17 protein-coding genes are annotated in these 12,910 nt (G+C 69.2%); 10 read left to right on the plus strand and 7 right to left on the minus strand.

The window, feature by feature from the left end; translation table 11 throughout:
* Window positions 1-14: 14 nt before the first annotated feature.
* Genes AMK34_RS28960 through AMK34_RS28980 form a run of 5 tightly spaced genes read left to right on the plus strand, consistent with a single transcriptional unit; the run spans window position 15 to window position 4,355 of the window.
* Complete coding sequence (locus AMK34_RS28960) at window positions 15-1,025, plus strand: GlxA family transcriptional regulator (protein WP_073847466.1); 1,011 nt, start codon at window positions 15-17, stop codon at window positions 1,023-1,025.
* 52 nt (window positions 1,026-1,077) lie between these two features.
* Complete coding sequence (locus AMK34_RS28965) at window positions 1,078-1,776, plus strand: lysoplasmalogenase family protein (protein ID WP_037332304.1); 699 nt, start codon at window positions 1,078-1,080, stop codon at window positions 1,774-1,776.
* A 59-nt stretch (window positions 1,777-1,835) separates the two neighbouring features.
* Entirely contained in the window at window positions 1,836-2,153 is a 318-nt protein-coding gene (locus AMK34_RS28970) for an ArsR/SmtB family transcription factor (RefSeq protein ID WP_038519275.1), read from the plus strand.
* Window positions 2,150-2,590, plus strand: coding sequence for an SRPBCC domain-containing protein (locus AMK34_RS28975; RefSeq protein ID WP_038519273.1), 441 nt, complete (start codon window positions 2,150-2,152; stop codon window positions 2,588-2,590). Before AMK34_RS28970 ends, AMK34_RS28975 begins: the two co-directional genes overlap by 4 nt.
* 4 nt (window positions 2,591-2,594) lie before the next feature.
* Entirely contained in the window at window positions 2,595-4,355 is a 1,761-nt protein-coding gene (locus AMK34_RS28980; protein WP_073847467.1) for an alpha/beta hydrolase family protein, read from the plus strand.
* Here the strand turns inward: AMK34_RS28980 and AMK34_RS28985 are convergent.
* The 5 genes from AMK34_RS28985 to AMK34_RS29005 form a co-directional block, all read right to left on the minus strand.
* Complete coding sequence (locus AMK34_RS28985; protein WP_073847468.1) at window positions 4,352-4,777, minus strand: VOC family protein; 426 nt, start codon at window positions 4,775-4,777, stop codon at window positions 4,352-4,354. The genes AMK34_RS28980 and AMK34_RS28985 overlap by 4 nt on opposite strands.
* 46 nt (window positions 4,778-4,823) lie before the next feature.
* Window positions 4,824-5,447 carry a LysE/ArgO family amino acid transporter gene (locus tag AMK34_RS28990; RefSeq protein ID WP_073847622.1) on the minus strand — a complete coding sequence of 208 codons (624 nt, stop codon included), beginning with the start codon at window positions 5,445-5,447 and terminating at the stop codon, window positions 4,824-4,826.
* A gap of 390 nt (window positions 5,448-5,837) precedes the next feature.
* Window positions 5,838-6,173, minus strand: a complete 336-nt coding sequence (gene trxA / locus AMK34_RS28995; protein WP_073847469.1) for a thioredoxin — start codon at window positions 6,171-6,173, stop codon at window positions 5,838-5,840.
* Window positions 6,174-6,569, minus strand: a complete 396-nt coding sequence (locus tag AMK34_RS29000; protein WP_016331353.1) for a MerR family transcriptional regulator — start codon at window positions 6,567-6,569, stop codon at window positions 6,174-6,176. It abuts the gene before it with no gap.
* Between the two features lie 42 nt (window positions 6,570-6,611).
* Complete coding sequence (locus tag AMK34_RS29005; protein ID WP_073847470.1) at window positions 6,612-7,007, minus strand: nitroreductase/quinone reductase family protein; 396 nt, start codon at window positions 7,005-7,007, stop codon at window positions 6,612-6,614.
* A 27-nt stretch (window positions 7,008-7,034) separates the two neighbouring features.
* Between AMK34_RS29005 and AMK34_RS29010 the strand changes: the two genes are divergently transcribed.
* Both AMK34_RS29010 and AMK34_RS29015 read left to right on the plus strand, forming a co-directional pair.
* Complete coding sequence (locus AMK34_RS29010) at window positions 7,035-7,865, plus strand: alpha/beta fold hydrolase (protein ID WP_073847471.1); 831 nt, start codon at window positions 7,035-7,037, stop codon at window positions 7,863-7,865.
* Window positions 7,862-8,632, plus strand: coding sequence for a histidine phosphatase family protein (locus AMK34_RS29015; protein ID WP_241832887.1), 771 nt, complete (start codon window positions 7,862-7,864; stop codon window positions 8,630-8,632). The genes AMK34_RS29010 and AMK34_RS29015 overlap by 4 nt, the downstream gene beginning before the upstream one ends.
* A gap of 95 nt (window positions 8,633-8,727) precedes the next feature.
* Here the strand turns inward: AMK34_RS29015 and AMK34_RS29020 are convergent, their stop codons facing one another.
* Window positions 8,728-9,198: a hypothetical protein gene (locus AMK34_RS29020; protein ID WP_143202624.1), complete on the minus strand. Its 471-nt coding sequence runs from the start codon at window positions 9,196-9,198 to the stop codon at window positions 8,728-8,730.
* Window positions 9,199-9,251: 53 nt separating this feature from the next.
* The gene (locus tag AMK34_RS29025; RefSeq protein ID WP_174492066.1) at window positions 9,252-10,367 is read right to left on the minus strand and encodes a C40 family peptidase; all 1,116 of its coding nucleotides are present in this window, start codon (window positions 10,365-10,367) and stop codon (window positions 9,252-9,254) included.
* A gap of 80 nt (window positions 10,368-10,447) precedes the next feature.
* Here AMK34_RS29025 and AMK34_RS29030 point away from each other — a divergent pair, with 80 nt between their 5' ends.
* The 3 genes from AMK34_RS29030 (at window position 10,448) to AMK34_RS29040 (ending at window position 12,874) form a co-directional block, all read left to right on the plus strand.
* Entirely contained in the window at window positions 10,448-11,272 is an 825-nt protein-coding gene (locus AMK34_RS29030; protein ID WP_073847473.1) for a biotin--[acetyl-CoA-carboxylase] ligase, read from the plus strand.
* 97 nt (window positions 11,273-11,369) lie between these two features.
* Window positions 11,370-11,942, plus strand: a complete 573-nt coding sequence (locus tag AMK34_RS29035) for a PH domain-containing protein (protein WP_037335809.1) — start codon at window positions 11,370-11,372, stop codon at window positions 11,940-11,942.
* Window positions 11,942-12,874: a hydroxymethylglutaryl-CoA lyase gene (locus tag AMK34_RS29040; protein WP_073847474.1), complete on the plus strand. Its 933-nt coding sequence runs from the start codon at window positions 11,942-11,944 to the stop codon at window positions 12,872-12,874. The genes AMK34_RS29035 and AMK34_RS29040 overlap by 1 nt, the downstream gene beginning before the upstream one ends.
* Window positions 12,875-12,910 lie beyond the last annotated feature (36 nt).

The raw sequence follows: 12,910 nt of genomic DNA on the forward strand, positions 1-12,910 counted from the left end.
AAACGAGTGGCCCGATGGACAACATGTGCAAGAATCGAGCCATGGGCTTTTTCGCGCATCCCGGCCGCCATCGGGTCGCCGTGCTGGTCCGGCACGGAATGCTGGTGATGGAGCTGGGCATCGTCACCCGGCTGTTCGGCACGGCCAGATCGGCCGACGGTGAGCCGCTCTACGAAGTCGTCACCTGCACGCCGGAACCCGGGCAGATCCGGACCGACGCCGACGTCACCATCTCGGTCGCGCACGGCCCGGAAGTGCTGGCCGAAGCCGACACCGTCGTCATCCCGGCGTCCTCCACCGAATACGAACCCTCGGGGCACGACCTCACCGAGCCGCTCGCCCGGGCGCTGGAGCTGATCCGGCCGGAGGCCAGGATCGCGTCGATCTGCACGGGTGCCTTCGTGCTCGCCGCCGCCGGCCTGCTCGACGGCCGGAAGGCGACCACGCACTGGCGTTCGGCGCTGGACTTCCAGGCGAAGTTCCCGAAGGTCGCCCTCGACCCGAACGTGCTCTACACCGACGACGGGAACGTCCTCACCGCGGCGGGTGTCGCGTCCGGGATCGACCTCTGTCTGCACATGATCCGCTGTGATCACGGCGCCGCGGTCGCGAACGAGGTCGCGCGCGGAACGGTCGTCTCGCCGCATCGCGAGGGCGGGCAGGCGCAGTTCATCCGGCGGCCGGTGCCGGAGCCGCAGTCCTCGTCGACGGCGGCGGCCCGGGCCTGGGCGCTGGAGAATCTCGACAGGCCGCTGACGCTGCGCGAGTTGGCGGCGAAAGAGGCGATGAGCACGAGGACCTTCACGCGGCGGTTCCGCGACGAGGTGGGGATCTCGGCGTTGCAGTGGCTGACCCAGCAGCGGATCGAACGGGCACGTCAGCTGCTCGAAGAGACCGATCTGCCGGTGGACAAGGTCGCCGCCGAGGCGGGTTTCGGCACTGCCGCCTCGCTGCGCCAGCATCTGCAGGCGGCGCTGGGGGTCTCGCCGAGCGCGTACCGGAACACCTTCCGCGAAGCCGTCTGAATCAGACTGACCTCCTGGTAACTTACCCAGAAATAAGTTCCGGAGGTGGTTGGTGAAAGCCCTCAAGATCGCCGAACGCGTGTTGTTCGCCGGTGCCGCGATCGGCACGGTGTACTCCGCCAGAACGGGTAATCGGAAGCTGCAACTCGCGACCAAACCTGCCGCGGTTCCGGTACTCGCCGCCCGGGTCGCACGTTCGCGGGGGCTCGCGCCGGGGGAGAAGGGGTTGCTCGTCGCCGCGTTGATCGCGGCCGGCGCGGGCGACCATTTCATGGGCCGGTCCGATGAAGACGGCGAGCTGATCAAGGGCGCGACGTCGTTCGGCTTGATGCAGGTGCTGTACTCCGCGCTGCTGTGGCGCCGGGGTGCTCGTCCGCGCGCGGCGACCGCGCCGCCCCGGCTGGCGGCGTGGGCGGCGGCCGCGGTCGCGATGGCGTTGCCGAAGCCGTCTCCGGTCTCTTCGGTGCTTTCGGCCTACGGAGGCCTGCTGAGCACGACGTCGACCCTCGCGGCGGATCCGGTGCTGGCGCCGAAGGCCAAGGTCGCGGGCGGGATGGTGATCCCGTCGGGTGACCGCCGGACCTGGATCGCCGCCGGTGCGCTGCTGTTCTCCGCGTCGGATCTGGCGATCCTGATCCGCCGCAACTTCGTCACCAGTGAGCGGGTGCGAGCCAATCTCGAAACCTTCGTGCTGACCTCGTACCTGGCGTCGCAGTGGCTGCTCGTGGAGGGGATGACCGCAGAAAGTTAAGCATCTACTTGACTATCGCTCGGCCTGGGTGGATGGTTAAGCATGTGCCTAACCAACGGATGGATCAGGTGTTCAAGGCGCTGTCCGACGGGACGCGCCGCGAAATGATCGAGCGCCTCACCCGGGGACCCGCCTCGGTGGGGGAGCTCGCGCAGCCGCTGTCGATGTCGCTGCCCGCCGTGATGCAGCACCTCCAGGTGCTGGAGGCGAGCGGGCTCGTCCGGTCGGAGAAGGCGGGGCGGGTCCGCACCTGCCACCTCGAACCGGACGGCCTGCGGATGGCCGAGGACTGGCTCGGCGGACAGCGCACCGGCTGGGAACACCGGCTCGATCGTCTTGGTGGCTTTCTGAACTCCGACGAAGGGAACAGGTCATGACCGTCAAACACGCCACGTTCACCCTCGAACGCGTCTACCCCGTGTCGCCGGAACGCGTTTTCGCGGCCTGGGCCGATCCCGCCGCGAAAGCCGGCTGGTTCACCGTGTCCGGTGGCGAGCATTCCCTGGACTTCCGCGTCGGTGGCCGCGAGATCACCACGGGTCCCCATGGCGACGGCCGGAAGCTGATCGCCGATTCGCGGTACGAGGACATCGTCGACAACGAGCGGATCGTCTACGCCACGTCCTTGTCCACCGACGACGTCCTCGCGACCGTCTCGCTCACGACGGTGCTGCTCGAACCCGAGGCGGACGGCACCCGCCTGACGCTGATCGAGCAGGGCACCTTCCTCGACGGACAGGAAGAACCGGCCTGGCGCGAGCAGGGAACCGGATGCTGGCTCGACGCACTGGGGAAGGCTTTGTCGGCAGTATGAACACATGCTGACCGCTGAGCTGATCGCCGACAGCCGAGTCCCGTCGAATCCCGCGCTTTCCGCCGACGGGCGGTGGGTCGCCTACCAGGTCGACACCATCGCGGACCCCGTTCCCGAGATCTGGTTCGCGTCCGTCGACGGTCGCGAGGAACCCCGGAGGCTGGCCGAGGGCTCCATGCCCAAATGGTCGTCGAACTCCCTCTGCTTCCTCCGGGACGGCCTGATCCACACGGTGGACGGGCCGCTGTTCGCCTGGCGGAGCGAGATCACCGCGTTCCTCCCGATGCGCGAACGGATCGTGTTCATCGCCGAGGACGAGACACCCGCCGCGGCCATCCGGGTCTGGAGTGAGAGCCTCCGCCCGGCGCGGCTCCGGAGTTTCGATCGGCGGACCGGGGAGATCAGGACGCTGGTCGACGAGCACGTCGTCGGTGTCGCCCGCCGTCAGGACGACGGGGCGCTCGCGGTGCTGACCTGGCCCACCCCGGAGCTCGATCCCGGCGGGCTCGAACCCCGGCTTTCCGTGCTGGACCTGGAAACCGGGGAGCGGCGCGACCTCGGGAAGACCGCGGTCGAAGCCACGAGCCCGGTCTGGTGGCGGGACGGCGAAGACTGGCACGTCGCCTATCTCGCGACACCGGAGATGGTGGGTGGCTGGGCGGTCTTCGACGTGCCCGTGGAAACCGCCGAACATCGGAACATGACGCCGGAATCGGCCTGCCCGATCAGGCTCGCGCAGGTCGATTCCGGTGCGCCGCTGATGCTCGTCGCCGATGGGCTCGATACGGCCCTCCATCGGCTCGGATCAGGAGAAGTGGCGTTCTGGCGCGGGCAAGCGGACGCCGTCGCTTCGAACGGCGAGGTCGTGGCCATCGTGCTGAGCACCGCTCACCGGCCGAAGGATGTCCATTGTGGAACGATCGGCGAGCCGTTGACGCGGGTGAGCGACACCGCGCCGGAGTTCGCCGAAGTTACTTGGGGCGCTCAGGAACGCTTGTCCTGCAAGGCTTCCGATGGCCTGGCTCTGGACGGTCTGCTCGTCCTCCCACCGGGAAAGACCCGGGACGACGGCCCGTTCTCCCTGATCACCTTGCCGCACGGCGGGCCGTACGACCGATACGCGGACGGCTTCCGGCTCGGCTGGTTCCCGTCCGCGCAATGGCTCGCGTTGGCGGGGCACGCGGTCTTCCTGCCGAATGCCCGTGGGGGACAAGGACATGGCCACGAATTCGCCGCCGCCGTCGCGGGACGGGTCGGGCTGGAGGAATGGAGCGATCTCGAAACCGGGATCGATCTGCTCGTCGCGGAAGGGGTGGCCGATCCGGATCGGCTCGGCATCGCGGGCTGGAGCCACGGCGGGTTCGTGTCGGCCTGGGCCGTCGGCCGGACCAGGCGGTTCAAGGCGGCGTTGATGGGCGCCGGAATCTGTGACTGGGGGATGCTCGCCGCGACCGGCGAGTTCGGCCCGTTCGAAGCCGCGCTCGGCGGAAGTACCGGCTGGGAAGGGGAAGGACCGCACCGGCACGATCGGCTCAGCCCGATCTCCCACGCGTCGGAGATCGAGACCCCCGTGCTGATCGTGCACGGTGCGGACGACACGAACGTCCCGCTGTCCCAGGCGGAATTCTTCCATCGCGCGCTACGCCACTTCGGCGTCGAACACGACTTCGTGGTCTATCCCGGCGAAGGACATTCGATTCGCGGGCGGGCGCATCAGCTGGATCTGCTGCGCCGCACCCGCGAGTGGTTCGCGCGGCTGCTCTAACCCTGCGGCTCGCCGGGGACGTACGTGCCGAAAGTCCATTCGTACCCTTCGAGATCGTCGACACGGCAACGGTAGTTGCCCCATTCGGTGTCCTCCGGCTTCCAGACCGGCGTCGCGCCGGCGTCGACGGCGGAAGCGAAGACGGCGTCCACGGCCTCTTGCGTCGGAAGGCTGACGTAGAGGCCGTGGCCGACGGTTTCGCCCTTGCGGGCCGGGCGGTCGTAGTCCTCTTCCGCGCTGAACACGATGATCCGGACTTCGCCGCGCCGCAGTTCCGAATGCAGGATCAACCCCCTGTCGTCGGCATACTCCGTGGTGGTCTCGAAGCCGAAGGCGCGTTCGAGCCAGCGAAGCGCCTTCGGGGCATCGCTGTACGCGAGGTAGGAGTGAAGGGAAGCCGGGCGTTGCTGGGTTTCGGTCATGGGCACAGCCTCGCAACCGATGAGGACACCTACAGTCCTCGATTCGTCACCAAAGAAGGCGAAGGCCGAGCACGGTGATGAGCGCGCTGGACGCCAGCGCGGTCGCCAGCCGCCCACGACGTCCGGTCAGCGCCTTGCCGAGCACGGCGCCGCCGCCCGCGAGGAACAATTGCCAGCTGGCCGATGCCGCGAACGCGGCGAGCACGAAGACGACGTGTTCCGCTCCGTTCGCCGCGGCCATGTCCTTGCTGCCGAGGACGAGCGCCGCGAAGTAGACCACCGTCATCGGGTTCAGCAGGGTGATTCCAAGGAGGCTCGCGTAGGCCTTGACCGGCCCGATCGCGACCGGTTCGGTCAGCTCGGCCTTCGCTGATTCACGGTAGTTCCGGATTCCGGTGAATCCGATGTGGACGGCCAGCCCGAGCAGGACCACGACCGAAATCCAGCGCAGTGGCGCCGCGATCGGCTCGATGACCGGAATCAGCTTGCCCCCGCCGAGGACCGCCACCAGGGCGTAAAGCCCGTCCGCGGTGGCGACCCCGAGCGCGGCGTACGCGCCGATCCTGAGGCCCGACCTGGCCGTCAACACCACGAGATAGGTCCCGACCGCGCCCACCGGGATGGCGATGCCATACCCGGCGAGCAGGCCGGCGACGAACGCGGCGCTCACGGTCGGACTGGTGTCGGCCTCCACCCGGACCCGGCCTGCTGCTGCTTCCGCACCCGTCGGACGACGGTGGACGGCGGCAGGAAGGTGAGGGTCGATGTCATGGGTGAAGGATGCGAGCGGGGTGACGCTCGCGCAACACAATTATCTCTCGCGGTTCGCGATAGGGCTCGTGAGTGGCGTTTCAGGTTCGTGGGCGGGTTCGGTGGTGGGGTGAAGGCTCCCTTCGCCGCGTCCGATGCGGCGAAGGGCCCCTTCGCCCCTGCCAAGCACGCAAGATCCGCCTTTAATCACGCGAGATCCGTGTCTGAGCACGCGAATGCGGTGCCGCATCCCCCAGTCGTGCCCGAAATGCGCCAACTTTGCCTTACCCCTCGATAACCGTCCTGCCACTCACGAGAGGGACGGCTGCAGAACGGCGTCCAGATCGGCCAGCAGCCGCGCCTTCGACCGGGCGCCGACGGTCGTCCACACAGGACTCCCGTCGCGGAAGAGGATCAGCGTCGGCAGGGACATGACCTGATAATTCCTGGCCGTGAGCGGGTTTTCGTCGGAATTGAGCTTGCGGATGATCAGCGATCCGGCACGTTCTTCGGCGATCTGTTCGAGCACCGGCGCGATCATGTGGCAAGGCGGGCACCATTGCGCCCAGAAGTCCACCAGGACGGGCTTGTCCTGGTCCAGGACGAGCGCTGGGAAGGTTTCGTCGGTGACGACGGAAAGGGACACTCAGGCCTCCTCGGTTCGCGGCACGACGACGCACGGTCCCGGCGGCGTTTTCAGCGCGCCGGCGAGTTTGGTCAGAAGGCTGTCCCGCACGTCGTTGAGCCTGGCCAGACAGGCGTCCACCTCGGCGAGTTTGCGTTGGTAGACCTCGATCGAATCGGCGCACGAATCGCCGGTCTCGTGCCCGGCGCGCAGGCACTCGACGAACGGCCTGGTGTCCTCCAGACTGAGCCCCACCGCTTGCAGGGTCAGGATCTCGTTCACCAGACGGAAATCGTCCTCGTCGTACTCCCGGTACCCGTTCGACGCGCGCCGTGCGTCGAGAAGCCCTTGTGACTCATAGAAACGCAGCGCGCGGGTGGTGGTTCCGGTACGCGCGGCGAGTTCGCCGATCCGCATGGTCCCGAGCGTAAACCTTGCCCTTGGCGTCAAGGCAAACGTTCATTCGTCGAGATCGACCCGGATCGTGAGGAGGTTCGTGCCGATCGCGCGTACGGCGGCGCTGTTGAGCCTGGGGAGCGCCCTGAGCCGCGCGCGGGGGTCGTCGCCGGGGAGCAGATGCGCCGTGCCGGTGTGCCAGCGGCCACGGAGCCGGACGTGGACCCGTGGATCGGCCTGGATGTTGCGGACGTACTGCGACTTCTCGCCGAACTCCGAGACGATCCAGAACTCACGGCCCACCCGGCGGCCCCCGATCGGCGTCCGCCGGGCCTCGCCGGACTTGCGGCCGGTGGTCTCCAGGATCGGCTGGTTCGGCAGCCGGACGAGGATCGGGTTGCCGACGTGGCGCTGGAACGTCGTGGCCACCCGGTGCTTGATCTCGTGATAGCGGGACATGGCTCCAGGGTGCCCTACGCTCGGGTCATGGTGAACGAGTCGGACGTGGACCTGGGGGACGGGGCCACATTGCACACGTACGACACGGGCGGGGACGGTCCGGTGGTCTTCTGGCACCACGGGACCCCGAACATCGGTGCTCCGCCCGCCCCGCTGTTCCCGGCCGCCGAGCGGCTCGGACTGAGATGGGTCTCCTACGACCGGCCCGGTTACGGCGGTTCGTCGCCGCGGCCCGGCCGGGATGTCGCATCGGCGGCGTCGGACGTCGAGAAGATCGCCGACACCCTGGGAATCGAGCGGTTCGCCGTCTTCGGGCATTCCGGTGGTGGGCCGCACGCGTTCGCCTGCGCTGCTCTGCTGCCCGATCGGGTGTCGGCGATGGTCTGTGCCGCGAGCCTGGCCCCGTACGGCGCCGCCGGTCTGGACTGGTTCGCCGGGATGGGCGCGGCGGGCGTCGGATCTCTGACGGCCGCCGTGGCGGGGCGGGACGAAAAAGAGCGGTACGAGGCGACGGCCGAATACGACGCGGAGATGTTCACCCCGGCGGACCATGCCGCCTTGGCGGGTGACTGGAAGTGGATCCTCGACGTCGTCGGCCCCGCGGTCGAGGGTGGACCCGCCGCGCTGATCGACGACGACCTCGCGTACGTCGCGCCGTGGGGTTTCCAGCCGTCCGATCTCCGGGCGCCGGCCCTGTTCCTGCACGGCGGCGAGGACCGGATCGTGCCGCTCGCGCACGGCGAATGGCTGGCGCGGCAGTGCGCCACGGCCGAGTCACGCGTGTTCCCCGAAGACGGGCACGTCTCGGTTCTGCGCCACGGGGAGGACGCGCTCGAGTGGTTGGCCGCTCATTCGTGAGCTGCGAGATCGTCCTCGTCCGGCACGCCGAGTCCGTTCCGCCCTCGCCGGGGAAGCCCGACGACCCGGAGCGGCCGCTGACCGCGGCGGGCATGGCGGCCGCGGAACTGCTCGCGCACGAACTCGCCGACATGAACCCGACGGCGGTCGTGTCGAGCCCTTATCGGCGAGCCGTCGCGACGGTCGCGCCCGCGGCCAGGGCGGCGGGGCTCGAAGTCACGACGCGCTGGGAGCTGCGCGAGTGGGACTCGGGCCTGGAGCCGACACCGGATTACGCCGCTCACTACGAGCGCAGCTGGGCCGATCCGGATTTCGCGCGTCCGGGTGGCGAGAGCCTGCGGCAGCTGACCGCGCGGGCGATGGCCGCGGTCGATCGGCTCGCGGAGGAGTATGACGGCGGCGTCGTGCTGGTGGGCAGTCACGGAACCTTCGTGGCCCGCCTGCTGGCCGGAACCGGGCCGGGAATCGACTGGCCGTTCTCCCGGGACATGCCGATGCCCGCAGTTCATCGGCTGCGTGAAACTGGAGGTGTCATGGGTGGCGTGTCACGGAACCTGAACTACGACGTGCCGTGGCCGGTCCCGGAGTTCGTGGGGCTTTCGGTCGCTCAGGCTCTCGCCCTGGCCGCGGAAGCGGAGATCGTGCTGTACGAGGCAGACGCGACGACGCCGTTGACAGGGCGCTCGGAGGGGCGAGTCGTGCGTCAGTCGTCGCCGGGATCGGGGCGTCATCGGCCTACCCGGGTGACGGTCTGGATCACGCCGTGAGGCCGTGTCGCGAAAGCCACTTTCGCGACATCAGACGTCGCGAAAGTGGCTTTCGCGACACCGGCTCCGGCTGGATCTGTCGGATGGCCGAAAGTTCAGCTGCCGAAAGCGGCGCTGAGCGACCTCTCGTACTGCCGGCGCGAGAACGTCAGAACGCCCATCGCGTCGTAGTTCCAGTCCCGGTACGTGTTGCGGAGATCCGACCACGTCACCGTGTCTTCGTCGGCCGCGATCTTCGCCACCAGCGCCCAGCACTCCTCGATACCGCACGCGCACCCCAGCAACAGGTACTCGTCGTCTTCCGCGCCATGCGGAACGCGATCCGGCGCTTCGCCGAGCAGGTGCCCTGCGGAAAGGTGCGTCGAATTCGCGTAATCCCCGGCGAGCAAGGGCGCGGGCTCCGTCGGGAACTCATCGCTGCGCTCCTTCTGTTCCGCGAGCGCGTCGGGAAGTTCGGCCTCGCGCACCAGGTCCAGGAAAGAGACGCCGTCGATCAGGAACTGAAGCCACGCATCCCGCTCCTCCGGTCGTCTTGGCACGCCAGAGCGGAACTCGATCTCACGCATGTCCACACGGTAGGCATCGGCGACGGGCGCCGTCGCCGGTTGGCAGGTTGAGGTCAGGCCGCGGGCCGTCCGGCACCCGTGTAATCGTCGCCCTTCGAGTGATACGTGTGGATCTGGATCGCCTGGCCCTGGGTGGGCGCGTTGATCATCAGCCCGTTCCCGAGGTACAGCCCCACGTGGTGGATCCGCGTCGACGGGTTCCCGTAGAAGACGAGGTCGCCGAGCTTCGGCTCGCCGGGCACCTGCGGCAGCGCGCGGAACTGGCTGTCGGCGGTCCGCGGGAGCGCGACACCGGCTTCGTCGTAGGACGCCTTGGTCAGCCCGGAGCAGTCGAAGCCCGCCGCGCCCGCTTCGGGACCGTTGCCGCCCCACACGTACGGGAGGCCCAGCTGACCGAGGGCGAAGCGGGTCGCCTTCACGGCGGGGCTGGCGGAGCGCGCCGGGTCGAGGGACAGGGTCGCGTACAGCTGCGCGTTGCCCAGGACGCGCTGGCGGAACAGTTCGGCCTCGTTGCCCTTGCCGCCCTGGTAACCGGCGATGGCCTTCCACCAGCCGTTGCCGCCGCCGAGGTCGGCTCCGGAAGCGCACAGGGCGCGGCCCGCGGCGACCGAAGCGGAGTCCGGGTCGGCGAGCGCGGGTTTCGCGATGCCGGGGATCGACGCGCCGTGCTTCTTCCACTGCTGCGCCGACAGGCCGAGGGGGTTGTCCCCGCCTCGTCCGTGATTCGAGCTCGCCGCGCCGATCCCGGCCAGGGTGACCCAGGACAGGTGGCAGTTCGGCTGCTCGCCGCGCAGCGCCAGTTCGCCGTTCGCGTAACCCATGAGCGACTTCGCCGGGATGTCGAGCGGCCCGGCCAGCTTCCCCGCCCACTCTTCGAGCGGCCGGGCGCCCTTCGGCGTCTCCTGCGCCTTGACCGGCGCGCTGACCTCCAGGACCGACGGACCCGCGCCGCCGCCGACGGTGGCCGGGTCCTGCTTCGCGGCGGGAACGGGCACGGGCTGACGTCCGTCGACCGGGGCGGGATCGTTCCCGCCCGCGAGCAGCCAGCCCGCCGTCGCGAGCCCCGCGACCAGCGGGAGCGCGACCAAGCCGCGCATCGCCACGCCGTGCGCCCACGACTTCTTCGGGCTGGGTTCGGACGCGCTCGGGGCGGGCTCGGGCTCGGTCACGCCGTCCAGATTATTGGAGACCACCTCTGCGTAACGAGCGAACGCCTTGCACGTTAGGGGGACTCTCATATTCTGGACGAATGAGTGAGACGGGAGCGCTCGACGCCGGGCGTCTGAGTGCCGCGCTGTCCGGCCGGTACGCCGCGATCCAGGTCGTGGCGAGCACCGGGTCCACCAACGCCGACCTGCGAGAAGCCGCCGCGAAAGGGGCTGAAGACCGCACTGTGCTGATCGCCGAGGAGCAGACGGCCGGGGTCGGCCGCCGCGCCCGGCACTGGTCTTCGCCGAAGGGATCGGGCCTCTACGTCAGTGTGCTGCTGCGCCCGGGCGGCGTCCCGTTCGCCAATTTGGGTTCACTTTCCGTGGTCGCGGGCCTCGCGGTCCGGGAGGTCGCCGAGGGGCTGGGCGTCGACGCCGTCCTCAAGTGGCCGAACGACGTCCTCGCCGGCCCGGACCGCGCCAAATGCGCGGGCATCCTGGCGGAGGCCGTCGCCGGTGACGACACCACCGTGATCCTCGGCGTCGGCGTGAACGTGCTGCCGCTCGGCGAGAGCGTCCCGGCCGGGCCCGGCGGCCTGCCCGCGACCTCGCTGGCCGAGCAGGGGGCGACGGAGACCGACCGCGCCGACATCGCCGTCCGGCTGCTCACCGCGTTCGACGAGCTCGAACGCCGTTGGCGGCTCGCGGGCGGATCGCTGGCCGAGGCCGGTCTGCTCGGGGATTACCGGCGATACTGCGCCACGCTGGGTCAGGACGTCGAGGTCCAGCTGCCCGACGGCTCGGCGCTCACCGGCCGTGCCGCCGACATCGATCCCGCCGGCCAGCTCCAGGTCGACGTTCCCGGTGGTGAGCGGTACACGGTGTTCGCCGGAGACGTCGTCCACGTGCGGCCCGCCAAGGCCTGATCCGTGCGTCTCGATTTCCGGCGTCTCCTCTTCCGCCGGGACCGTTCGCCGGTACGGTGAGCTCACCAGCGCCGAACACACTTTGGGAGCGTCCGTCGTGGCCTATCCGGACGATTTGCTCAGCGAGAACGAGCACGTCGTGGTGCACAGTCACCCGCATTTCAAGATGCTGATCTTCCCGTTCCTCGCGCTGATCGTCACGCTCGGCGTGGGGATTTGGCTGGCCGTCATCGCGAAGGACGCGACGGCCCCGTGGGACCTGATCTCCGAGATCGCGATCGCCGCGGTCGGGCTCGGTCTCGTCGTATGGCTGTTCCTGGCGCCGTTCGTCCGGTGGCGCACGACGCATTTCATCGTCACCACGGACCGGTTGATCGCCCGCGAGGGTGTGCTCAAGCGGACCGGCATCGACATCCCGCTGTCGCGGATCAACAGCGTCCAGTTCGAGCACGGGCTGCTGGACCGCGTGTTCGGCTGCGGCACGCTGGTGATCGAGTCCGCTTCGGACGAACCGCTGAAGTTCGACGACATCCCCAAGGTCGAGCGTGTGCACACGGTCATCTACCGCGAAGTCAACGACAACCCGTACGACGACTTCGCGCCGGGACCGCAGCAGACCGAGCCGCTGCCGCCGCAAGGGCATCCGCCGCGCGGAAACCGGCGCCGCTGATGGGCACGCGAGAGCTGGGGCTGCCCGAGGAGGTCCCGTCCGTCTACTCCCTGCCGGAGCGGGTGACGATCTGGGAGGTCGGCCCGCGTGACGGTCTCCAGAACGAGAAGTCGATCGTCCCGGTCGAGGTCAAACTCGAATTCCTGGCCAGGCTCGCCGATTCCGGGCTGACCACGCTCGAGGCGACCAGCTTCGTGAGCCCGAAATGGGTGCCGCAGCTGGCCGACGCCGAGCAGCTCCTGGCCGGGCTCGACCAGCGCGAGGGCGTCCGGTACCCGGTGCTCGTGCCGAACGAGCGCGGGCTGGACAGGGCGCTGGAGGCCGGTGTCTCGCATATCGCGATCTTCGCCAGCGCCACCGAGACCTTCGCCAAGAAGAACCTCAACTCGACGGTCGACGAGCAGTTCGCGATGTTCGAGCCGGTCGTCACCAGGGCGCGGGCCGCGGGGCTCGACGTCCGCGGGTACGTGTCGATGTGCTTCGGCGACCCGTGGGAGGGCGCCGTCCCGGCCGCGCAGGTCGCCGGAGTGGGTAAGCGGCTGCTGGACCTGGGCTGCTCGCAGCTCTCGCTCGGCGACACGATCGGTGTCGCCACCGCGGGTCAGGTCGAGACGCTGATCGGGGAGTTCGCCGGCGTCGACGCCCTGGCCGTCCATTTCCACGACACCTACGGCCAGGCGCTCGCGAACACGTTGGCCGCCCTCCGCTGCGGCGTGTCCACTGTGGACTCTTCGGCCGGCGGTCTCGGCGGCTGCCCGTATGCCGAATCGGCCACCGGGAACCTCGCGACCGAGGATCTCGTGTGGATGCTCGACGGTCTCGGCGTCGAAACCGGTGTCGATCTCGACGCGCTGGTGGCGACGAGCAAGTGGATGGCGGGGAAGCTGGGCAGGCCGAGTCCGTCCCGGGTGGTCAACGCGCTGGCCGGTTGAGGTTCGCCGCGCTTTCGGGTATCCGCCGACGAGAAC

This window comes from Amycolatopsis sp. CB00013, assembly GCF_001905755.1.
Classification (GTDB): Bacteria; Actinomycetota; Actinomycetes; order Mycobacteriales; family Pseudonocardiaceae; genus Amycolatopsis; species Amycolatopsis japonica.

Coding starts and splice junctions, on each gene's coding strand:
- AMK34_RS28980 (WP_073847467.1), top strand. CDS start 2,595: ATGCTGACCGCTGAGCTGATCGCCGACAGCCGAGTCCCGTCGAATCCC.
- AMK34_RS29000 (WP_016331353.1), bottom strand. CDS start 6,569: ATGCGGATCGGCGAACTCGCCGCGCGTACCGGAACCACCACCCGCGCG.
- AMK34_RS28970 (WP_038519275.1), top strand. CDS start 1,836: ATGGATCAGGTGTTCAAGGCGCTGTCCGACGGGACGCGCCGCGAAATG.
- AMK34_RS28975 (WP_038519273.1), top strand. CDS start 2,150: ATGACCGTCAAACACGCCACGTTCACCCTCGAACGCGTCTACCCCGTG.
- AMK34_RS29020 (WP_143202624.1), bottom strand. CDS start 9,198: ATGCGTGAGATCGAGTTCCGCTCTGGCGTGCCAAGACGACCGGAGGAG.
- AMK34_RS29005 (WP_073847470.1), bottom strand. CDS start 7,007: ATGTCCCGCTATCACGAGATCAAGCACCGGGTGGCCACGACGTTCCAG.
- AMK34_RS29040 (WP_073847474.1), top strand. CDS start 11,942: ATGGGCACGCGAGAGCTGGGGCTGCCCGAGGAGGTCCCGTCCGTCTAC.
- AMK34_RS29010 (WP_073847471.1), top strand. CDS start 7,035: ATGGTGAACGAGTCGGACGTGGACCTGGGGGACGGGGCCACATTGCAC.
- AMK34_RS28960 (WP_073847466.1), top strand. CDS start 15: ATGGACAACATGTGCAAGAATCGAGCCATGGGCTTTTTCGCGCATCCC.
- AMK34_RS28985 (WP_073847468.1), bottom strand. CDS start 4,777: ATGACCGAAACCCAGCAACGCCCGGCTTCCCTTCACTCCTACCTCGCG.
- AMK34_RS29030 (WP_073847473.1), top strand. CDS start 10,448: ATGAGTGAGACGGGAGCGCTCGACGCCGGGCGTCTGAGTGCCGCGCTG.